At 59.1% G+C, this 22225-nt stretch carries 19 protein-coding genes; 10 read left to right on the top strand and 9 right to left on the bottom strand.

The genetic code is table 11. From position 1 onward, the window contains the following. Positions 1–68 precede the first annotated feature (68 nt). A complete protein-coding gene (locus ACIP1X_RS07105; RefSeq protein ID WP_212545186.1) occupies positions 69–1007 on the top strand; it encodes an aspartyl/asparaginyl beta-hydroxylase domain-containing protein in 939 nt (312 codons plus the stop codon). Between the two features lie 60 nt (positions 1008–1067). Here ACIP1X_RS07105 and ACIP1X_RS07100 read toward each other — a convergent pair whose 3' ends face one another. Continuing rightward, positions 1068–1265, bottom strand: a complete 198-nt coding sequence (locus tag ACIP1X_RS07100; RefSeq protein WP_400750623.1) for a hypothetical protein — start codon at positions 1263–1265, stop codon at positions 1068–1070. Next, positions 1262–1684: a hypothetical protein gene (locus ACIP1X_RS07095; RefSeq protein ID WP_400750620.1), complete on the bottom strand. Its 423-nt coding sequence runs from the start codon at positions 1682–1684 to the stop codon at positions 1262–1264. Before ACIP1X_RS07095 ends, ACIP1X_RS07100 begins: the two co-directional genes overlap by 4 nt. A 552-nt stretch (positions 1685–2236) precedes the next feature. On the opposite strand from ACIP1X_RS07095, the gene ACIP1X_RS07090 reads away from it, so the two are divergent. After that, on the top strand, positions 2237–3100 hold the full coding sequence (locus tag ACIP1X_RS07090; protein WP_400750617.1) for a DMT family transporter: 864 nt from the start codon (positions 2237–2239) through the stop codon (positions 3098–3100). A 120-nt stretch (positions 3101–3220) separates the two neighbouring features. On the opposite strand, the gene ACIP1X_RS07085 is transcribed toward ACIP1X_RS07090, so the two are convergent. Then, a complete protein-coding gene (locus ACIP1X_RS07085; protein ID WP_400750614.1) occupies positions 3221–4129 on the bottom strand; it encodes a DMT family transporter in 909 nt (302 codons plus the stop codon). Positions 4130–4349: 220 nt separating this feature from the next. Here ACIP1X_RS07085 and aceK point away from each other — a divergent pair, with 220 nt between their 5' ends. The 5 genes from aceK to ACIP1X_RS07060 all read left to right on the top strand — a co-directional run bounded on the left by aceK (position 4350) and on the right by ACIP1X_RS07060 (position 12646). Beyond that, positions 4350–6071 (top strand): bifunctional isocitrate dehydrogenase kinase/phosphatase, encoded by a 1722-nt coding sequence (gene aceK, locus ACIP1X_RS07080; RefSeq protein ID WP_400750612.1) that lies wholly within the window; start codon positions 4350–4352, stop codon positions 6069–6071. A gap of 277 nt (positions 6072–6348) precedes the next feature. Then, positions 6349–10260 (top strand): ATP-dependent RNA helicase HrpA, encoded by a 3912-nt coding sequence (gene hrpA, locus ACIP1X_RS07075; protein WP_400750609.1) that lies wholly within the window; start codon positions 6349–6351, stop codon positions 10258–10260. A 327-nt stretch (positions 10261–10587) separates the two neighbouring features. After that, positions 10588–11709 carry a beta-ketoacyl-ACP synthase III gene (locus ACIP1X_RS07070; protein ID WP_141127922.1) on the top strand — a complete coding sequence of 374 codons (1122 nt, stop codon included), beginning with the start codon at positions 10588–10590 and terminating at the stop codon, positions 11707–11709. 95 nt (positions 11710–11804) lie between these two features. Further along, the gene (locus tag ACIP1X_RS07065) at positions 11805–12419 is read left to right on the top strand and encodes an RNA polymerase sigma factor (protein WP_053118150.1); all 615 of its coding nucleotides are present in this window, start codon (positions 11805–11807) and stop codon (positions 12417–12419) included. Then, entirely contained in the window at positions 12413–12646 is a 234-nt protein-coding gene (locus ACIP1X_RS07060) for an anti-sigma factor (RefSeq protein ID WP_159814655.1), read from the top strand. The genes ACIP1X_RS07065 and ACIP1X_RS07060 overlap by 7 nt, the downstream gene beginning before the upstream one ends. Before the next feature lie 149 nt (positions 12647–12795). Here ACIP1X_RS07060 and ACIP1X_RS07055 read toward each other — a convergent pair whose 3' ends face one another. Then, complete coding sequence (locus ACIP1X_RS07055) at positions 12796–14118, bottom strand: putative porin (RefSeq protein WP_053118153.1); 1323 nt, start codon at positions 14116–14118, stop codon at positions 12796–12798. Positions 14119–14401: 283 nt separating this feature from the next. Between ACIP1X_RS07055 and ACIP1X_RS07050 the strand changes: the two genes are divergently transcribed. Next, positions 14402–15526: a GNAT family N-acetyltransferase gene (locus ACIP1X_RS07050; protein ID WP_400750606.1), complete on the top strand. Its 1125-nt coding sequence runs from the start codon at positions 14402–14404 to the stop codon at positions 15524–15526. Between the two features lie 113 nt (positions 15527–15639). Here the strand turns inward: ACIP1X_RS07050 and aqpZ are convergent, their stop codons facing one another. The 5 genes from aqpZ to ACIP1X_RS07025 form a co-directional block, all read right to left on the bottom strand. Then, a complete protein-coding gene (gene aqpZ / locus ACIP1X_RS07045; protein ID WP_053118157.1) occupies positions 15640–16335 on the bottom strand; it encodes an aquaporin Z in 696 nt (231 codons plus the stop codon). Positions 16336–16612: 277 nt separating this feature from the next. Beyond that, positions 16613–18445, bottom strand: coding sequence for an ABC transporter ATP-binding protein (locus ACIP1X_RS07040; protein WP_053118159.1), 1833 nt, complete (start codon positions 18443–18445; stop codon positions 16613–16615). 88 nt (positions 18446–18533) lie between these two features. Continuing rightward, positions 18534–19097, bottom strand: coding sequence for a peptidylprolyl isomerase (locus ACIP1X_RS07035; RefSeq protein WP_053118162.1), 564 nt, complete (start codon positions 19095–19097; stop codon positions 18534–18536). A gap of 3 nt (positions 19098–19100) precedes the next feature. Further along, on the bottom strand, positions 19101–19904 hold the full coding sequence (locus ACIP1X_RS07030; protein ID WP_400750602.1) for an alpha/beta fold hydrolase: 804 nt from the start codon (positions 19902–19904) through the stop codon (positions 19101–19103). 14 nt (positions 19905–19918) lie between these two features. Then, a complete protein-coding gene (locus ACIP1X_RS07025) occupies positions 19919–20842 on the bottom strand; it encodes a LysR family transcriptional regulator (RefSeq protein ID WP_008086429.1) in 924 nt (307 codons plus the stop codon). A 49-nt stretch (positions 20843–20891) separates the two neighbouring features. Between ACIP1X_RS07025 and ACIP1X_RS07020 the strand changes: the two genes are divergently transcribed. Together ACIP1X_RS07020 and ACIP1X_RS07015 are read left to right on the top strand one after the other, a co-directional pair. After that, on the top strand, positions 20892–21206 hold the full coding sequence (locus ACIP1X_RS07020; RefSeq protein ID WP_053118166.1) for a hypothetical protein: 315 nt from the start codon (positions 20892–20894) through the stop codon (positions 21204–21206). Positions 21207–21436: 230 nt separating this feature from the next. Beyond that, positions 21437–22036 carry an FMN-dependent NADH-azoreductase gene (locus ACIP1X_RS07015; protein ID WP_400750599.1) on the top strand — a complete coding sequence of 200 codons (600 nt, stop codon included), beginning with the start codon at positions 21437–21439 and terminating at the stop codon, positions 22034–22036. Positions 22037–22225: the final 189 nt, after the last annotated feature.

Below are 22225 nucleotides of genomic sequence, written 5' to 3'. Positions count from 1 at the left end.
TTTATCATGGCCGGCTGCCATGCCGGGTAAATGGCATCGCAGCGTCGTTTTTTATCAAGGAGTTGTGGATGACCGTTTCGTTTGCCGCCAAGGCGTTTGTGCTGTTGCTGTTTCTCGGCAGCACGCTCTATGTGCATTTGCGCGGCAAGGCGCGTTTGCCGGTACTGCGTCAGTTCGTCAACCATTCGGCGCTGTTCGCTCCGTACAACGCCTTGATGTACATGTTCTCTGGCGTACCGTCGAAGCCGTATCTGGATCGCAGCAAGTTTCCAGAGCTGGACGTGTTGCGCGACAACTGGGAAACCATCCGCGACGAAGCGATGCACCTGTTCGACGAGGGCTATATTCGCGCCGCCGAGAAGAACAACGATGCCGGTTTCGGTTCGTTCTTCAAGAAAGGCTGGAAGCGTTTCTACCTCAAGTGGTACGACAAACCGCTGCCTTCAGCCGAAACCCTGTGCCCGAAAACCGTGGCGCTGGTCAGTGCGATCCCGAATGTAAAAGGCGCGATGTTTGCGTTGTTGCCGGGCGGCAGCCACCTCAACCCGCACCGCGATCCGTTTGCAGGCTCATTGCGTTATCACCTCGGCTTGTCGACGCCTAACTCTGACGACTGCCGGATCTTCGTCGACGGCCAGGTTTACGCCTGGCGCGACGGTGAAGACGTGATGTTCGATGAGACCTACGTGCACTGGGTTAAAAACGAAACCGAGCAAACCCGCGTCATTCTGTTCTGCGACGTCGAACGTCCGCTGAAAAACCGCTTCATGACTCGCATCAACCGTTCGATCAGCGCTTGGCTCGGCCGCGCGACTGCGCCACAGAACCTCGATGATGAACGCGTGGGCGGGATCAACCAGGCTTACGCCTGGAGCAAGAACTTCAGCGACAAATTCAGCGGCGTTGTGAAACAGTGGAAGCGCCGTAATCCCAAGGCCTACCGCGTGGCACGACCGGTATTGGCGGTGGTGGTGTTGACGTTGTTGGGGTATTGGTTGTTTGGCTGAGGCTGGACATTGAAATGAAAAAACCGCTCTTTGGGAGCGGTTTTTTTGATTGCCTGCGAGTCAACGCCGTCCAGCGAGAACATCGGGTTCGTCTTCGATGCCTGTACTCAGTAGCTTGAGAAAGCCCTGCTGATTGGCTGAAAGCTCGGAGGAAATGAGCTTTTCGTCCATTTTGATTAATCTTTTCTTGGTGGGGGATTTTTTCACAGATTTACGCATGCTCCCGCCCTCGTTGATCATTACTTGAACAGTTTTCACGATACTTTACTCTCCACTGCGAGGACAAGGCGGCCTGCCAAATCAAATTTGAAGCCGAGTTTTGTATAAACAGGAATTGCTCCTTGTAACGGTTCCTGTATTTCAATGCAGTTACTGCCGATTATCTGCGCAAATTCATCGATGGCTATCATCGCCAGAATCGCAATACGCTTTTTAAGCGGGTGAGGTGTTCCTGGCCGTCCCTCCAATCGCACGATTCGAATTCGCTGGCGGCTTTTGTTCGGATTGACGAAACACAGACCGCACAGTTGATCTCCAAGCCAGATCGCAATATCCAAGGACAGGGGCTCTAGCGACTTCCATGCGGCAACCTCTCGCCAGCAAAAATGCGGATTCTCCCAAAGCTCAAATGCGCTGAGTGCTATGGCATCGATAGGTTCGAAGCGTACTATCGACAAGTCCGGCCCCGCTGGAAGCTGTAATAGGCCAGTGGCGATACTTGCCTGTTTTCTGGCCTGTGACCGATACAGCTGATAGCGCAGACAACTCCGTTCCCTTGGCATATGATTTCGAGCATTCCATGTCTCCCCATTAATAGGTGTTACGGTTGCTCAACAGCCTATTCAGCTCTCCTCAATCCGTCGCTAGCGGCCCTTTGCCCAAATCATTGCAATCCGTGTCCCGCGCTGGTTATAGTCAGCCCACGTGAGTCAACCGACTCACATCCTCACCTTAAAAAGATCAGCCCCAATGCCTGCATCCCTCATCAACGCGGTAGTCGATTCAGCGGTCAACGCTGGCGTCGTGCCGTGCGGGAATCAGCAGCCAAGGCAGATCAGTCATTACCCTCCACCTGTCAGTAGCACGCCGGTGTGCGCAGTCGTATCACCGCCGGGCGTTGGCGTTTCGGGCTGATCAGCGTTTTTGCTGCCCCCCGTGCCCGCCTGAAAAAACCTACTGAATTTCAGCCTCGGCTGAGTTGGCTATTTGCCTGACTACAGGTGGTATTCATGTTTGTCCTTTCGAAAAAAACCGCGCTCGCGGCGGCGTCCACGAGCCTGTTCGTTCTGCTGTGGAGCAGCGGGGCGATCTTCTCCAAATGGGGGCTGGCGCACGCGTCACCCTTTGCCTTTCTGCTGATACGTTTTGCGATTGCCTTGTGCGGGCTGGTACTGCTGGCGCCGTTGCTCAAGTTGAAGTTGCCCAAGGGCGGCAAGCCGATGCTGTATGCGATTGCCACGGGCGTGGTGTTGTTGGGGGCTTATCAGATTTTCTATCTGCTGGCCCTGAACACCAAAGTCACACCCGGCGTGATGGCCACGATCATGGGCGTGCAGCCGATCCTTACCGTGGTGCTGATGGAACGGCAGCGTTCAGCGAGCCGCTTGTTCGGCCTGGCGCTGGGGCTGGCCGGGCTGATCATGGTGGTCTATCAGGGTATCGGTCTGGCCGGCATGTCCTGGGCGGGAATGCTCTTCGGGTTGCTGGCGTTGGCGAGCATGACGCTCGGTTCGATCATGCAGAAGCGCATCACCGACAATCCCCTCGGCACGTTGCCGGTGCAGTACCTCGCCGGGCTGTTGCTGTGCGGGATTTTTGTGCCGTTCCAGCCGTTTCATTTTGAACACAGCGCAGGGTTTTTCCTGCCGGTGTTGTGGATGGGGCTGGTGGTGTCGGTGCTGGCGACGCTGTTGCTGTATCGGCTGATTGCGCAGGGCAATCTGGTGAACGTCACCAGCCTGTTTTATCTGGTGCCGGCGGTGACGGCGGTGATGGATTACCTGATTTTCGGTAATCGGCTGGCGGCGTTGAGTGTGCTGGGGATGCTGCTGATCATTGTTGGGTTGGCGTTTGTGTTTCGTAAAACGGGGTAACAGAGAGTCAGGTGGCGGCTGTTCGGCCGCCAATCGCGAGCGGCTCACTCCTGCAGGGGGATGCATTCCAATTGTAGGAGTGAGCCTGCTCGCGATAGCCTTTTCTGCACCAGCACAAATCTACCGGGCCGGTACCTCCGCCGACTTAACCACCGCAGGCTTCAGCACCAGCCACAACGCCGCCGCAATCAGCACGCCGCCATAAATGTGCGCCATCGACAGCGGCTCATCCAGCAGCAACGCCCCCCACAACACGCCAAACGGCGGAATCATGAAGGTCACGGTCATCGATTTCACCGGGCCGATCGAGCTGAGTAGGCGGAAATAAATGATGTATGCGAACGCCGTGCAGCCCAGACCCAGACCGAGCAGCGACAGCCAGACATGCCAGCCGCCCCAACTCACGGGTGGCTGGGTTGCCACGCTGTAGCCAAACAGCGGCAGCAGGAACAATGTCGCGCCGAGCATGCTGCCCAGTGCCGATAACCGACTGTCCAGTCCGCCAGCCTGATCCAGCCAGCGCCGCGCAAGAAACCCGGCGAAGCCATAACAGGTGGTCGCCAGCAGGCAGGCGACGGCGCCCATCAACAATTCCAGATCGAATGCCACCGGCCCTGCGCGCGTCAGCACGCCAACCCCAAACAGTCCGAGGAAGACGCCGCTCAACTTGGCGACGGTCAATCTTTCACTGAAGAACAATCCGCCAATCAACACGCCCATCAACGGCGTGGTGGCGTTGAAAATCGCCGAGTAACCGGCCGGCAGCACTTGCGCGGCAACCGAGTACAGCGTCGCCGGAATCCCCGAGTTGATCACGCCGAGCAGCATCACGGTTTTCAGTTTGCCTTTGAAATCCCAGCTGATGCGCATCAAACCGAGGATCACCAGCAGACCGACGGCAGCGATCGATACGCGAAAAAACGCGGTCGGAATGGTCCCGATCACGGGCGCAATCACGCGCATGAACAGGAAACTCGCGCCCCAGATGGCTGCCAGCGACAACATACGGAAAATATCGACAGGGCTCACGGCGGGGCTCCTTCCTTGATCGGGACGAGAGTGTTGCCGAGGCCCCGGATCAAGGCAACCGCTAATCGGACATTTAATTTCCCGCAGCCGCCGCCTACACGCAGAAAACCGTACGCGGTAACAACCGGAACGGCATTTGGCCGAAATTGCACTTCACCTGTGCCCGCAACCGTGGCTAAGCTCAGGCACAGATTTCCAAACGTACGCCGAGGTCTCATTTATGCCGCAGCAATGGCCAGCCACCGACATCGCCCGCATGATCCTCGATGGCTTTGACGATTACCGCGAGCATTTCCGCCGAATCACTGACGGCGCGCGCGAGCGTTTCGAACAGGCGCGCTGGCAGGAGACGCAAACGGCGTCGGCAGCGCGGATCAACCTCTACGAGGAAAAGGTCGGCGAGACAATCGCCCGCTTGCGCGAACATTTCGACGACGGCACGCTGATGAACGTCAGCTGCTGGCCGCTGGTGAAAAGCGCCTATATCAGCGTTATCGACCTGCGCTTCGACGATGAACTGTCCGAGACCTGGTACAACTCGATTTTCTGCGGGCTGTTCAGCCACGATCTGATCAGCGATGGCTGCATGTTCATCCACACCACGCGCCCGAGCCTGCGCCGTGCCCGCGCCGCGCAAACCCGCACCTACAAACCGCAAGGGCAGTTATCGGGGATGCTCGCGAGCATTTTTGCCGATTACCGCTTCAACGAGGATTACGCCGATTTACCGGGTGACCTGCAGCGCCTAGAAGCGCAACTGCGTGAGAACCTGCCGGACTGGGTGTGCAAGGATCCGGAGCTTAGCGTCGAGCTGTTTTCCTCGGTGTTGTACCGTAACAAAGGCGCGTATCTGGTCGGGCGCATCTACACCCGCGACGAACAATGGCCGCTGGTGATTCCGTTGCTGCACCGCGAAGGGCGCGGCATTCAGATTGATGCGTTGATCACTGACGAAGCCGACGTATCGATCATCTTCTCCTTCACCCGTTCGTACTTCATGGTCGATGTGCCGGTGCCGGCGGAGTTTATCGGCTTCCTGCGGCGCATTCTGCCGGGCAAACACATCGCTGAGCTGTACACCTCGATCGGCTTTTACAAACACGGCAAATCCGAGTTTTACCGGGCGCTGATCAATCACCTGGCCAATACCGACGATCAATTCATCATGGCACCGGGCGTGCGTGGCATGGTCATGAGCGTGTTCACCCTGCCGGGTTTCAACACCGTTTTCAAAATCATCAAAGACCGTTTTTCGCCCTCGAAAAACGTCGACCGTGCGACGGTGATCGAGAAGTACCGACTGGTGAAAAGCGTCGACCGGGTAGGGCGTATGGCCGATACCCAGGAATTTGCCGATTTCCGTTTTCCGCTGACTAAGTTTGATCCAGCGTGTCTTGAGGAATTGCTCGAAGTGGCAGCGTCGACGGTATCGGTTGAGGGCGACACCGTGCTGATCCGCCACTGCTGGACAGAGCGGCGAATGACCCCGCTCAACCTCTATCTGGAGAACGCCAATGACGCGCAAGTGCGTGAGGCGCTGGAGGATTACGGACTGGCGATCAAACAACTGGCGGCGGCGAACATCTTTCCCGGCGACATGCTGCTGAAGAACTTTGGCGTTACCCGTCACGGGCGTGTGGTGTTTTATGACTATGACGAGATCTGTTTCCTGACCGAAGCCAACTTCCGTCACATTCCTGCGCCGCGCACGCCGGAGGACGAAATGGCCTCGGAACCGTGGTATTCGATCGGGCCGCTGGATGTGTTTCCCGAGGAGTTTCCGCCGTTCCTGTTTGCCGATTCGGGGCAGCGCAAGTTGTTCGATCAGTTGCATGGCGAGTTGTATAACGCCGATTACTGGAAGAGCCTGCAGGAGGCGATTCGGGCGGGGAAGGTCATTGATGTTTTCCCGTATCGGCGCAAAGGTCTCGACAACGAATAGCCCTTTTTAAAAAACACCCTCACCCCAGCCCTCTCCCGGAGGGAGAGGGGGCCGACCGAGGTGTCTCAAGTCGAACGCCGACCTGATAGGCCTTGGCGATTATGGATTCGGTGATGCACGTTCAGGTCGGCGAAGCTGGCAAAGTTGACTCGGTCGGTCCCCTCTCCCTCTGGGAGAGGGCTAGGGTGAGGGCAGCAATCCCCCTGACACGCCACAAATCCGCCAAATCTGCGACAATCGGCCCCCTGCACAAATAGACGACCGAATTGCGTACCCGATGACCGACGAATCGCCCTCCATCGACAAACTGCTGAAAAACCTCGACCACGCCATGCTCGCCGACCGTCACCGGCTGCGGCGGCAGTTGCTTGAGCTGCGCAAGAAACCTGATGAGGCCAAACTGGCCCAGTGGGTGACGCGCATGCAGGCGTCCTGTGATCAGGTGCTGGCGCGCAAGGCCAGCCTGCCGGTGATTCGTTACGACGACAGTTTGCCGATCGCCGCCAAGCGCGACGAGATCAAGAAAGCGCTGGAAAAGCACCAGGTCTTGATCATCGCCGGCGAAACCGGTTCGGGTAAAACCACGCAATTACCGAAAATCTGTCTGGAGATCGGTCGCGGTCAGCACGGCTTGATCGGCCACACCCAGCCGCGTCGAATCGCTGCCCGCAGTGTGGCCAGTCGGGTTGCCGAAGAACTCGGCACGCCGCTCGGGTCGCTGGTCGGCTATCAGGTGCGTTTCGAAGATCAGAGCGATTCCAACACGCTGATCAAACTGATGACCGACGGCATTCTGCTCGCGGAAACCCAGAATGATCGCTACCTCGAACGCTACGACACGATCATCGTCGACGAAGCCCACGAGCGCAGCCTCAACATCGACTTCCTGCTCGGTTACCTGAAAACCCTGCTGCCGCGCCGCCCGGATCTGAAAGTCATCATCACCTCGGCGACCATCGATCTGGAGCGCTTCTCCAAGCACTTCGACGATGCGCCGATTGTTGAAGTCTCCGGCCGTACCTTCCCGGTCGATACCTGGTATCGCCCGCTGACGCTCGAGCAGGACGAAGAGGGCAACCGTGTCGAGGATGACCTGACGGTGGATCAGGCGATCCTTGCCACCCTCGACGAAATCGCCGCTTACGAACGCAGTGAACGCCGCAGTCCCGGCGATGTGCTGGTGTTCTTGCCAGGCGAGCGCGAGATTCGTGACGCTGCCGACATGCTGCGCAAAGCCCAACTCAAACACACTGAAATTCTGCCGCTGTACGCGCGCCTGTCGCCGGCCGAGCAGCAGCGGATTTTCCAGTCGCACCCGGGCCGCCGCGTGGTGCTCGCGACCAACGTCGCCGAGACTTCGCTGACCGTACCGGGCATCCGTTACGTGATCGACAGCGGCACAGCGCGCATCAGCCGTTACAGCTACCGCGCCAAGGTGCAGCGTCTGCCGATCGAGGCGATTTCCCAGGCCAGCGCCAATCAGCGTAAAGGTCGCTGCGGCCGGGTCGAGCCGGGTATCTGCATTCGGTTGTACAGCGAAGAAGATTTCCTCGGGCGTCCGGAATTTACCGATCCTGAGATTCTGCGCACCAACCTCGCCGCGGTCATTTTGCAGATGCTGCATCTGCGCCTCGGCGAGATCACCGCGTTCCCGTTTATCGAGCCGCCGGATGGTAAGGCGATCAGCGACGGTTTCAATCTGCTGCAAGAACTCTCGGCAGTGGATCGCAACAGCCAGCTGACGCCGCTCGGTCGCCAGTTGGCGCGTTTGCCGGTCGACCCGCGCATGGGGCGCATGCTGCTTGAAGCGGCGAAACTGGGCAGCCTGCAGGAAGTGTTGATCGTCGCCAGTGCGATGTCGATTCAGGATCCGCGCGAGCGCCCGCCGGAGCGTCAGCAAGCTGCAGATCAAGCCCACGCGCAGTGGAAAGACATCGACTCGGATTTCGCCGGATTGGTGAATCTTTGGCGTGGCTTCGAAGAACAGCGCCAGGCCCTGACCGCGAGTCCGCTGCGCAACTGGTGCCGGAAGAATTTCCTCAACTACCTGCGTCTGCGCGAGTGGCGCGATTCCCATCGCCAGTTGAGCTTGATCTGCCGCGACATGCAGTTGAGCCTGAACAAAGAGCCGGCGGATTATCCGAAGCTGCACAAAGCCGTGTTGGTCGGTCTGCTCAGCCAGATCGGTCAAAAAACCGAGGACGGCGATTACCTCGGCGCGCGGCAGCGGCGCTTCTGGATTCACCCCTCGTCGGGCATCGGCAAGAAGCGTCCGCAATGGTTGATGACCGCCGAACTGGTGGAAACCACCAAGCTTTACGCGCGCATGGTCGCCAAGATCGACGCCGACTGGATCGAACCGCTGGCCGGGCACTTGATCAAGAAAAACCACTTCGAACCGCATTGGGAAAAGAAGCGCGGCCAGGTCGTCGCGTTCGAGCAGATCACTCTGTTCGGGTTGATCGTGGTTGGTCGTCGCCCCGTGCATTACGGCCCGGTGGATCCAGTGGTTTCCCGCGAGCTGTTTATCCGCGAAGGTCTGGTGCGCGGCGAAATTCAGTCGAAAGCCAAGTGCCTGAGCGCCAACAAACAACTGCTGGAACAACTCGACGAACTCGAAGCCAAGGCCCGTCGCCGTGACATTCTCGCCGACGAAGAAACCCTTTACGCGTTCTACGACGCGCGGCTGCCGGCGGAGATCCATCAGACCGCGACGTTCGACAGCTGGTATCGCATCAACAGTCAAAAAGATCCGCAGCTGTTGATCATGCGCGAAGAAGACGTGCTGGCCCGCGAGGCCAGTGAAGTCACCGCGATGCATTACCCGGACACGCTGCACATCGGCGATCTGGAACTGGCGCTGACCTATCACTTCGAACCGAATCACCCGCGCGACGGCGTGACTTTGCGTGTGCCGGCGCCGCTGTTGCCGATGCTGCCGCCGGAGCGTCTGGAGTGGCTGGTGCCAGGGCTGATCGAGGCCAAGTGCATCGCCCTCGTGCGTAACTTGCCGAAAGCCTTGCGCAAGAACTTCGTGCCAGTGCCGGACTTTATCAAAGCGGCGTTGCAACGTATGACCTTTGCAGAGGGTTCGTTGCCGCAAGCGCTGGGTCGTGAACTGTTGCGCATGACCGGCGCGCGGGTCAGCGATGAAGCGTGGGCGGAGGCTGAGCAAGGCGTCGAAGGGCATCTGCGGATGAATCTGGAAATCGTCGACGGCCAAGGCAAATTCCTCGGTGAAGGACGTGATCTGGCCGAGTTGACCGCGCGTTTTGCCGAGGCCAGTCAGGCCGCCTTGGCGGTGCCGCAGAGTGCGAAAAGTCAGCAACCGGTAGAGGCGAAAGTCTTCGCACCAGTCGCGGAAAAGACTCAACAGAAGATCGCCGGGTTGTCGATGACGGTGTATCCGGCGCTGGTCGAAGAGGGCGGCACGGTCAAGGAAGGGCGTTTCTCGACACCGGCTGAAGCCGAGTTCCAACACCGTCGTGCGTTGCAGCGTTTGTTGATGCAGCAACTGGCCGAGCCGGCGAAGTTTCTGCGCAGCAAATTGCCGGGGCAGACTGAGTTGGGCTTGCTCTATCGCGATTTGGGCCGGGTCGATGCGTTGGTTGAAGATATTCTGCTGGCCAGCCTCGACAGTTGCATTCTCGAAGGCGAAGACCCGTTGCCGCGTGATGGCGCCGGTCTGGCGGCACTGGCGGAGCGCAAACGCGGCGGTTGGACGGAGCACGCTGAACGTGTGGCGCGGTTGACCCTGGAAATTCTCAAGCTGTGGCACGGTTTGCAGAAACGCTTCAAGGGCAAGATTGATCTTGCTCAGGCCGTGGCACTGAACGACATCAAGCAGCAGATTAGTAACCTGGTGTATCCGGGGTTCGTGCGCGAGACGCCGATGCAGTGGCTGAAAGAAATCCCGCGTTACCTGAAAGCGGTAGAGCAGCGTTTCGAGAAACTTGGCGCGCAAGTGCAGAAGGATCGCGTCTGGAGCGGCGAACTGGCCGGTCTCTGGGCGCAATATCAGGCTCGCGCCGCCAAGCATGCACAGGAAGGCAAACGCGATCCGCAACTTGAGCTGTACCGCTGGTGGCTGGAGGAATACCGGGTTTCCCTGTTCGCCCAGCAGTTGGGCACGAAAACTCCGATCTCCGACAAACGCCTGAACAAACAGTGGAGCCAGGTTGAACCCTGAGCCCCCACCGCTGATCGTTCCCACGCTCTGCGTGGGAACGCCTCTGGGGACGCTCCGCGTCCAGTGACGCGGAGCGTCACGGGCTGCGTTCCCACGCAGGAGCGTGGGAACGATCATTCGTGTTGATCTTGAGAAAGGGGCCAAATCCCTGCGTTTATGGCAAACTTCGCGACCATAAACGCCGGTTTCGCGACCCAGAGCCTTCGGCCGTGTCGCGTGGCGGAATAAAACGATGCCAGGTTTGCGTCCCCCGGATGGGAATAGACCCTTTGTGTGTTGGTACGACGGTTCCAGCACTTTCTGCCTGAACAGATTAGAGAAACGACCATGCATAACGTCGTCATCAGCGGCACCGGCCTGTACACCCCGGCCAACAGCATCTCCAACGAAGAGCTGGTGCAGTCTTTCAATACCTACGTCGCGCAATTCAACGCCGACAACGCCGACGCCATTGCCAGCGGCGAAGTCCAGGCCCTGACCGAATCCAGCGCAGCCTTCATCGAAAAAGCCTCGGGCATCAAAAGCCGCTTTGTCATGGACAAGGACGGCATCCTCGACCCGCAACGCATGGCCCCGCGTCTGCCCGAGCGTTCCAACGACGAATGGTCGGTGCTCTGCCAGATGGCCATCGGCGCAGCCGAACAGGCCCTGCAACGCGCCGGCAAAACCGCCGCTGACATCGACGGCGTGATCGTCGCCTGCTCCAACCTGCAACGCGCCTACCCGGCCATCGCCATCGAAGTCCAGGAAGCGCTGGGCATTCAAGGCTTCGGTTTCGACATGAACGTCGCTTGCTCCTCGGCGACCTTCGGCATTCAGGCCGCTGCCAACAGCGTGCAACTGGGCCAGGCCCGGGCGATCCTGATGGTAAACCCGGAAGTCTGCACCGGTCACCTGAACTTCCGTGACCGCGACAGCCACTTCATCTTCGGCGACGCTGCGACTGCGGTGATCATCGAACGTGCGGACACCGCCACCTCCAAGCACCAGTTCGACGTGGTCAGCACCAAACTGCTGACCAAGTTCTCCAACAACATCCGCAACAATTTCGGCTTCCTTAACCGCGCAGCAGAAGAGGGCGTCGGTGCCCGCGACAAGCTGTTCGTGCAGGAAGGCCGCAAGGTGTTCAAGGATGTCTGCCCGATGGTTGCCGAGTTGATCGGTGAGCACCTGCAAGAGAACCAACTCAACGTCGGCGACGTGAAGCGCTTCTGGCTGCACCAGGCCAACCTGAGCATGAACCACCTGATCGTGCGCAAACTGCTCGGTCGCGAAGCCACCGAAGAAGAAGCCCCGGTGATTCTCGACACCTACGCCAACACCAGCTCGGCGGGTTCGGTCATCGCGTTCCACAAATATCAGGACGATCTGGCCGCCGGTTCGCTGGCCGTGCTGAGCTCGTTCGGTGCCGGTTACTCAATCGGCAGTGTGATCCTGCGTAAACGTTGATCGCGCCTTAAAGATCGCCGCCTTCGGCAGCTCCTGCACTGATCCTTGTAGGAGCTGCCGAAGGCTGCGATCTTTTGCTTTCAGAGAGGTAATGCATGGCCGCAACGGACGACACCCAACTGCTCGAACGCCTGCTGGCCGGTGAGCAGAAGGCTTTCAAGGAACTCGTCAGCACCTATCAAAGCGCGATGCGCGCCGTGGCCTATGCCATCGTCGGTCAGCGTCACGTCGAAGAAGTGGTGCAGGATGCCTGGCTTTCCGTGGTTCGCCATATCGGCACCTTCGAAGGTCGTTCCAGCCTGAAAACCTGGCTGCTGACCATCACCGCCAACTCCGCCAAAAGCCGCTACAAGCAAAATCGCCGCGAAGTGCTGATGGATGACTTGCCGTCACCCCACGGCAGCATCGACGACGACCGCTTTTCCCCCGGTGACGGCCATTGGCTGATCGCCCCGTTCGCCTGGCACCAGGACACCCCCGAAGCACTGCTCACCGAAGGTGAATTGCGCGACTGTCTTGAGCACACGTTGCTCAGTCTGTCGGAGCTGCAAAGCAGTGTTTTGCTGCTGCGCGAACGGCAGGGTCTGGAGCTGGAAGAGATCTGTAATCTTCTGGAGATCTCGCTCTCCAATGTCCGTGTGCTGCTGCATCGGGCGCGGCTGAAAGTCTTCGCCACGGTGGAGCATTTTGAGGAGACCGGCGAATGCTGACCTGTAAAGAACAAGTGGCGCGCTCCAGCGATTATCTCGATGGCCAGTTGAGCTTCCGCGAGAAACTGATGGTGCGTCATCACCTGATGTTCTGCCCCAATTGCCGCCGCTTTATTCGGCAGATGCGCTTGATGCAGGCCACGTTGAAAGCGATGCCGGAAAAGCCGGAGGAGGGCGTGGACGCCTTGGCCGAACGCCTCGCCGAACAACGCCGCAAAGACCTGTAGGAGCTGCCGAAGGCTGCGATCTTTTGACCTTTATAAACAAGATCAAAAGATCGCAGCCTTCGGCAGCTCCTACAAGGGAGTAGCACAGTGCGGGTGAAACGAACGGATGATGGGGATCGTCCCGCCCGCACCGGGCTAAATTGACGCGGTTAGAACTTGGCTTCGGCATCCAGTTGCAGGGTGTTGGTGTCCGCGTCACGCTGAGTACGGCTGGCGAAGTCGGCCTTGGTCAGGAAGTACGTGGCACCGATGGCGAAGTTCTTGTCGATGTCGTAACCGACCTTGAACTTGTGGCCACGCGAGCCGGTGGTGCCGTTGGCGAAGTCGGAGTCGGTGAAGGCCCCCACCACAGCGTCGCGCTGCACATCACGGTAGTTGTAATCGAGGTTGAAACCGAAGACTTTCGACTTGGCGCCGATCAGCCAGGCGGTGTCCGCGTCGGTCACGGCGTCGTTGTTTTTCACGTACTGACCGTAGAACGACAGAGGCATAGCCAGACCGCCGATGTCGAGTTGGCTGAACCCTTCATACAGACGGAATTCGTTGTTCGCCGAGTTGCCGTTGACCGACAGCGCGCACGGTGTCGACGTGCCGGTGCAGCGACTGTCTTCGTCGTTCTGGTAGGCGTAAACGCTGCCGCCGACGGTCAGTTTCAGGTTGTCGGTGATCGCCAGACGGCTACCCAACTGGCCGGCGGTCAGACGCAGATCGTGACGGAACTGCACGCCTTCGCCATCGACGTTGTCCTTGAGGGTGTAGTTGCCCAGGCTGCCGAACAGTTCGGCGGTGCTGCCCAGTGGGTATTTGTAAGTAACGGCCAGACCTTCCGGGTTGATGTCGCCATCCCAGATCACGTCGCCCATGCTCACCCACGGTTGCAGCATCTTGCCGCCGATCACGTGCAGGTTCTTGATCTGATCGGGGTGGTAATCGATGTAGCCCAGGTCGAGCCAGATCTGCTTCTTGTCGAAATAGTTGTCCAGATCCTGGTTGGTCGAACGAGCGTCGTCGCCGCCGCCAGTGGCGATGCGGATGCCGGTGTCGACTTGCGGGTTGATCTCGGTGTAGGCGCCGAGGCGGGCACGGATACGCTGGCGATCCTTGTCGCGACCGCCGTTGTTGGATTCGCCGTCGATCTTGACGGTCTCCTGACGGATGCGCACGTCGCCCTTGAATTGAGTCTTCGCTGCCCACGCCAGTTTCTGATCGAAAGCGCTTTGTTCGTTGGTCTTCTTCGCGACAGCCGCGACTTGTTCATTGGTCTCTTGCTGCGCCTGCTGCGCGATTTGCTGAGCCTTCTGATCCTTGGCCAGTTCGGTTTGCAGTTCGATGTACTGCGCCTGGGAAATCGAGCCGTTGGCTTTAAGCATGTCGAGCAGTTTGGCGTCGACTGCGGCGCTGGCCGGAACACTCATGGCCAGCAACAGGCCGCCACACAGGGCCGCCGCAGTTTTCGTGGAAGCAAGACGCATAGCAATCTCCGAAGATGAAAGGGGATGGCTGAACCATCCTGGACACAACCGACGGTTGAAGGTCGGAAAACAGTGGCCGGGCTATAACCCGACGCTCTAAAAACAGGCGCCAGTATCGCGATGGTTTATGACAGTGCAGTGGCACAGTGATGGCAGGATGATGACGATGGGTGTTTGGCCGGAACGATTGATTTAGAGCGGTGTCGGCCGAAGGAGCGTGTGCAAAGCACGTCGATAAGCGATACTCGCCGGGCTTTGAAGCCCCGATGTGGAGAGCCCGTTGATGCCGTTGCAACGCCTGCAAAACCTGTCAGAAATCGCCCCGGCGAGTTGGGACGCGTTGGTGCCCGAGAATCAGCCGTTTCTGCGGCATGCCTTTCTCAGTGCGCTGGAAGACAGCGGCAGCGTTGGCCCGCACACCGGTTGGCTGCCGGAGCATTTGCTGCACATCGAAGATGATCGACTGATCGCCGCGTTGCCCACTTACCGCAAGTGGCATTCCTACGGTGAGTACGTGTTCGATCATGGCTGGGCCGACGCCTGTGCCCGCGCCGGTATCGACTATTACCCCAAATTGTTGATCGCCGTGCCGTTCAGCCCGGTCAGCGGCCCGCGCTTATTGGCGGCGAATGTCGAGGACGGTTTCGAACTGCTGAAAAGTCTGCCGGGGTATCTGGAAATCGAAGAGCTTTCCAGCGCGCACATCAACTTCACTGACCCGTTTACCGATGCAGCGATGGCCGAGCAACCCGGCTGGCTGCAGCGCATCGGCTGTCAGTATCACTGGCAAAATCGGGGTTATCGCGACTTTCAAGACTTCCTCGACGTGCTCGCTTCGCGCAAGCGCAAGCAGATGCGCAAAGAGCGCGAGCAAGTGGCGGGGCAGGGTTTTGAGTTTGAATGGCTGGAAGGACGTGAGCTGGATGAGGCGCAGTGGGATTTCGTTTATGCCTGCTACGCCAATACCTATGCGGTGCGTCGCCAAGCGCCTTATCTGACGCGGGAGTTTTTCAGTTTGCTCGCCGAGCGCATGCCCGAAGCGATTCGTGTGGTGCTGGCTAAACAAGGTTCACGGCCGGTGGCGATGGCCTTCAGTCTGGTCGGTGGCGACAGTTTCTACGGACGTTATTGGGGCTGCCTGGCGGAGTTTGATCGGCTGCATTTTGAGACGTGTTTCTATCAGGGCATGGATTACGCGATTGCCAATGGCTTTCAGCGGTTTGATGCGGGTGCTCAGGGGGAGCACAAATTGATTCGCGGGTTTGAGCCGGTGATCACGCATTCTTGGCATTACTTGCGTCATCCGGGCTTGAAAGCAGCAGTCAAAGATTTCCTCGAGCAAGAGCGCGCCGGCGTCCTCGCGTACGCCGAAGAAGCCCGAACAGCCTTACCCTACCGCCAAACCTAGAACCCTTGTAGGAGCAGAGCTTGCTTGCGAAAGCGGTGTAGCAGTCACGAAAGTATCGACTGATACACCGCTTTCGCGAGCAAGCTCTGCTCCTACAGGGTTTTGTGTTGGGCTCAGGTTTCTTCTTTGCCCAGCCAGCGGTAGATCCCGCCGCCCACCACCGCGCCTATCAGCGGCGCCACCCAGAACATCCACAACTGCGCAATCGCCCAGCCGCCCACCATCAGCGCCGGCCCGGTACTGCGCGCCGGGTTGACCGAGGTGTTGGTGACCGGAATCGAGATCAGGTGGATCAGCGTCAGACCCAGACCAATCGCAATCGGTGCCAGCCCCGGTGGTGCGCGTCTGTCGGTCGCGCCGAGGATGATGATCACGAACATCGCGGTCATCACCAGCTCAGTGACAAACCCTGCCGCCATCGAATACTTGCCGGGAGAATGCTCGCCATAACCGTTGGACGCGAGGCCGGAGGCAATATCGAAACCTTCCTTGCCGCTGGCGATATGAGCGATCAGCGCCGCCGCGAGGATCGCGCCGAGCACTTGGGCAATGATGTAAGCAGGCAACTCTTTGGCGGGGAATCGACCGCCGACGACCAGACCGACCGACACGGCCGGGTTGAGGTGACATCCGCTGATGTGGCCGATGGCGAACGCCATGGTCAGCACCGTCAGACCAAACGCCAGGGCCACCCCCAGCACGCCGATACCCAACGGCGAAGACGCGGCGATCACCGCACTGCCGCAACCACCCAACACCAACCAGAACGTACCCAACAACTCCGTAGCTGAACGTTTCAACAGAGACATGAGAAGAGTCCTTGATAGCGCTGCTATCGAGACTGCATCGAGTTGTGCGTCCTTGCAGACTTACGACAGGCTCCGTTCCGAAGCCTTGGCTGAGTACAGCAGGGTTTTTACGGATTTCCAGCGGGGCAAAAAGCAAAGATCGCAGCCTGCGGCAGCTCCTACAGTGATCGTTCCCACGCTCTGCGTGGGAATGCCTCAAGGGACGCTCCGCGTCCAGTGACGCGGAGCGTCACGGGCTGCATTCCCACGCGGAGCGTGGGAACGATCATTCAGGGCATCAGTCGATACCGACGAACCCCCCGGTCTGGTGCGCCCAAAGCCGCGAATACAAACCGCGATGCGCGAGCAGCTCAGCATGAGTACCGCTCTCGGCGATCTTGCCGTTCTCGAGCACCACCAGCCGATCCATCCGCGCAATCGTCGAGAGCCGGTGCGCAATCGCAATCACGGTTTTGCCCTGCATCAAGGTTTCCAGACTTTCCTGAATCGCCGCTTCGACTTCCGAGTCCAGCGCCGAGGTGGCTTCGTCCATGATCAGGATCGGCGCGTCCTTGAGCAGCACCCGTGCTATCGCAATGCGCTGACGCTGACCACCGGACAATTTCACCCCGCGCTCACCGACGTGCGCATCGAAACCGGTACGGCCCTCGGCGTCCGACAGCAGCGGAATAAACTCATCGGCGCGTGCCTTGTGCACCGCGTCCCACAACTCGGCATCGGTCGCGTCCGGTTTGCCGTACAACAAGTTGTCGCGGATCGAACGGTGCAGCAACGAAGTGTCCTGGGTGATCATGCCGATGCGCGCGCGCAGGCTTTCCTGACCGACGTCGGCGATGTTCTGCCCGTCGATCAGAATGCGTCCGCCCTCGACGTCGTACAGGCGCAGCAGCAGGTTGACCAAGGTCGATTTACCGGCGCCGGACGGCCCGATCAAACCGATTTTTTCGCCCGGTTTGATGTTCAGGTTGAGGTCGCCGATGATCCCGCGCTTCTTGCCGTAGTGAAAATCCACATGCTCGAAACGCACTTCGCCACGGGCTACTTGCAGCGGTTTAGCGTCTTCGCGATCGGTGACGCTGACCGGTTGCGCAATGGTCTGCAGACCGTCCTGCACCATGCCGATGTTTTCGAAAATGCCGGTGACCACCCACATGATCCAGCCGGACATGTTGACGATGCGAATCACCAGACCGGTCGCCAAAGCAATCGCGCCGACGGTGATCAACGATTGCGTCCACAACCACAGGGCCAACGCGGTGGTGCCGACGATCAGCAAGCCGTTCATGGTGGTGATCGCCACGTCCATGCTGGTAACCACGCGGCCAGCCAGTTGGGCTTTGACGGTCTGCTCTTCGATGGCTTCCTTGGCGTAGTGCTGTTCGAAATTGGTGTGGGCGAACAGCTTCAGCGTGGCGATGTTGGTGTAGCCGTCGACGATGCGCCCCATCAGTTTCGAGCGCGCGTCGGAGGCTTCCACCGAGCGTTGTTTGACCCGTGGCACAAAGTAGTAGAGCGCGCCGATGTAGGCGGCAATCCACAGCAGCAACGGGATCATCAAACGCCAGTCGGCTTCGGCGAACAGTACCAGCGAGCTGATCGCGTAAATCACCACGTGCCACAGCGCATCCACCGCTTGCACCGCAGAATCACGCAGCGAGTTGCCGGTCTGCATGATGCGTTGGGCGATGCGCCCGGCGAAGTCATTCTGGAAGAAATTCAGGCTCTGCTTGAGCACATAGCTGTGGTTCTGCCAGCGGATCATGCTGGTCATGCCGGGGCTCAGCGTCTGATGCACCAGCAGGTCGTGCAGGCCGAAAAAGATCGGCCGCAACACGAGGGCAACCACCACCATCCACGTCAGTTCGAGGGCGTGGTCGCTGAAGAAATTCGGGTTCGGCGTGCCTTGGGCCAGGTCGATGATGCGGCTCAGGTAACTGAACAGCGCCACTTCGATCAGCGCGGCAAACAGGCCAACGACGAGCAGGGCGGCGAAACTCGGCCAGACCTGTTTGAGGTAGTAAACATAGAAGGGCCAGACACGGTCTGGAGGGGACGCCGTGGGGGCGTCGCGGAATATGTCGATCAGTTGTTCGAAACGGCGATAGAGCATCAGATAACCGCCCGGAATGCGGGCTCTCCTTTTATCAGTGTGAGCGGCGCGGGATCAGCCCGGCGCCGCTCGATATGCCCTGCAGAACTTAGTCGATGCGCTTGGCCGACTTGATGATCACAGGGTCGACAGGCACGTTTTGCATGCCGCTTTTAGTGGTGGTCTGCGAGTTGACGATGATGTCGACCACGTCCATGCCCTTGACCACTTTGGCGAATACCGCGTAACCGGCGTCACGGCCCGGGTCGAGGAAGGCGTTGTCAGCCACGTTGATGAAGAACTGGCTGGTGGCCGAATCCGGGTTGGAAGTGCGCGCCATCGACAGCGTGCCGCGAACGTTGTGCAGGCCATTGCTGGCTTCGTTCTTGATCGGTGCCTTGGTGTCTTTCTGTTGCATTTGTTGGGTGAACCCGCCGCCCTGAGCCATGAAGCCCGGAATCACGCGGTGGAAAATGGTGTTGGTGTAGAAGCCGCTGTCGACGTACTCAAGGAAGTTCTTGGTACTGATCGGCGCCTTGACCGGATCCAGCTCGATTTCGATCTGGCCGTTGGTGGTGTCCAGCAGCACGTGTGGCGCCTTGGCTGGCGTTGCTGCCATCAGGTTGGCGGCAAACAGAACGGTACCGGCGGCGAGGGCGAGTTTTTTCAGCATGGGTCAGTGATCCTGAGATTGAAGGTCGGCTGTGGCGAGAAACTCCAGCAGCGTTTGATTGAAGCGTTGCGGTTGGTCGAGCGGGGTGGCGTGGCGCGAATCGTCGATCACCACCAGCCGCGCATCAGGCAGCAGTTTTACATAGGTTTCTTTCAGCGCGACGGGTGTGTAATCACGGTCGGCGCTGACGATGAGGGTTGGACAGGTCACGCGGGAAAGTCGTTCCTGAACGCCCCAACCGACAATCGCATCGAAGCTGGCGAGATAAGCACGTTTGTCGTTTTTTGCCCAGCGTTCGGCCATTTTCTGCCGCAGATCGGCCTGTTCCGGCTTGGGAAAAAGTTTGCCGCCGAGGGCTTTGCCGATGGTTTCGAGGCTGAGCACGCGCATCAGACTCCAGCGTTTGAACCACTGCCAATAGTCATCACGGCTGCGCAATTTCACTTCGGGCGCGCTGTTGACGATGGTCAGACTCTTGAGCAATTGCGGGTGATCGACGGCGAACTGAAAACCGATCATGCCGCCCATGGACAGCCCGGCGTAATGCACCGGGCCGAGGTTCAAATGTTCGATCAGCGCGAGGAGGTCAGCGCTGAAACCGGCGATGCTGTAGCGCTCACGGGGTTTGTCCGAACGGCCGTGGCCGCGAACATCCGGAACGATCACCCGGTAGTGCGCGGCGAGTGCGGGGATCTGCATTTCCCAGTCCAGCGTGCTCGAACCGAGCCCGTGAACCAGCAGCAACGGCGTACCGTGGCTATATTCCTCGTAGTGCAGGTTGCAACCTTCGTGCTCGAAATACGCCATCGGTGGACTCCGTGTCAGGCTTGTTCAGGGGCGGCGTACGGCGCATCCAAAGGCAACGTATCGAAGGTGCGCAGCAGTTCGATGAGGATTTGCGTCGCCGGGCCCAGGGGTTTGTCTTTGTTCGAATACAGATAGAAGCTGGAGTTGCGGGTGCCGCCCCTGTCCAACGGTAGCAGCTTGAGCGAGCCATCCTTGAGTTCTCGTTCAATCATGTGCCGAGGCAACCAGGCAAAACCCAGACCGCTGCTGACAAATGTCGCGGCGGTGGCGAGGCTGCCGACCGTCCAACGCTGTTCGGCGCCGAGCCAGCCGACATCGCGGGGTTGCTGGCGGCCGGAGTCGCGGATCACCACTTGCATTTGCGTTTCGAGATCCTGAAAACTCAGTTCGCGATTGAGCCGGTGCAGCGGGTGATCGGGGTGGGCGACGGCAATGAACTCGACGTCGCTCAATTCCGCCCCGAGGTGGCCGGGAATGCTCAGGCCGGTGATGGCCAGATCGGCCACGCCTTCGAGCAGGACTTCTTCCACACCCGACAACACTTCCTCACGCAGACGCACGCGGCAGCCACGGCTTTGCGGCATGAACGCGGTCAGTGCGCGGACGATGCGCGCACTCGGGTAAGCGGCGTCGACCACCAGCCGCACTTCCGCTTCCCAGCCTTGTTCCATGTGATGGGCGAGGTCTTCGAGTTGGCTGGCCTGTTTCACCAATTGCCGCGAACGGCGCAGCAACACGCCGCCGGCTTCGGTGAGCACGGCTTTGCGCCCGTCGATGCGCAACAGCGGCACGCCGAGTTGATCCTGCATGCGCGCGACGGTGTAACTCACCGACGACTGCGAGCGGTGCAGGGCCTCGGCGGCCTGGGCAAATCCGCCATGGTCGACCACGGCCTGCAATGTTCGCCATTGATCCAGGGTCACGCGGGGCGCTTTCATCAATAGCTCCTCTTGTCCTAAGCTGGCGATCCCTCATGGAGACTGCCGAATGAAAAAATTCTGTTGTGTGTTGCTGGCGCTGCTGCCGCTGACGGCGTTCGCGTACCCGATCGACGTGGAAAAGGATCTCAACGGTTTGAAGATCGACTACGAAACCTACGACACCGACAACGACATCGGCTCCATCCGGGTCGCCAACTACGGCGATGTCGATGCGACGTGCAAGGCCGTCTTCAGCAACGGCCCCGAGGCGCCGCGCACCCGCAGCATCGATGTCCCGGCCGGCAAACATAAAAACGCCACGGCCAAGTTCACCCGCTCGATCATCAAGTTGCGCATCAAACTGACCTGCGTCCCGAAATAACCCCGGATCCCTTGTAGGAGTGAGCCTGCTCGCGATAGCGGTGTGTCAGATGAATTAATGGTGCCTGACACTACGCCATCGCGAGCAGGCTCACTCCTACAGGGTAGGTGTCAGCATCTAAACGAATTATTCGATACTTTGCAGCAATTATTTGCGCTTTTTCATCGATTCAACTCTGTTTAACCTTCACTCCATCGACTTACAACATTCTCGGATGGAGGCTACACAACATGTCCAGCGTTCTGATCATTGAAAGCAGCGCCCGCCAGCAAGACTCGGTGTCCCGTCAACTGACCCAGACCTTCATCAGCCAGTGGAAAGCTGCACACCCTGCCGATCAGATCACCGTGCGTGACCTCGCCGTGAACCCGGTACCGCATCTGGACGCCAACCTGTTGGGTGGCTGGATGAAGCCTGCCGAACAGCGCAACGCCAGCGAACAATCATCGCTGGATCGCTCCAATGAATTGACTGATGAACTGCTCGCCGCTGACGTGCTGGTCATGGCTGCGCCGATGTACAACTTCGCCATCCCGAGCACCCTCAAGGCCTGGCTCGACCACGTGCTGCGTGCCGGCGTGACTTTCAAGTACACCGAAACCGGCCCGCAAGGCCTGCTCAGCGGCAAGCGTGCGTACGTGCTGACCGCTCGCGGCGGCATCTACGCCGGCGGCCCGGCGGATCATCAGGAACCGTACCTGCGTCAGGTCATGGGTTTCATCGGTATTAACGACGTGACCTTTATCCACGCCGAAGGCATGAACCTTGGCGGCGACTTCCAGGAGAAGGGCTTGAATCAGGCCAACGCCAAATTGTCCCAGGTCGCTTGACAGGTTAATCGCCAGATAATCTCTGGATGGTCTAGTGACCTGGCGCAACCCCTTCAAGGTTCCACGCGCATCGAACCTCCCTTTGCACTTGTTGCTCCTGAGTGCTGTAGCCCGATTGAACGCATAGGCGAGATCGGGCTTTTTTTTGCCCGGGATTTCTCATTGCTCTTCTGTAGGAGCCGAGCTTGC

The sequence above is a fragment of the Pseudomonas sp. NPDC088885 genome, from assembly GCF_044750025.1.
Lineage (GTDB): Bacteria > Pseudomonadota > Gammaproteobacteria > Pseudomonadales > Pseudomonadaceae > Aquipseudomonas > Aquipseudomonas rustica.
This window is presented reverse-complemented; position numbering and strand designations above follow the sequence as displayed.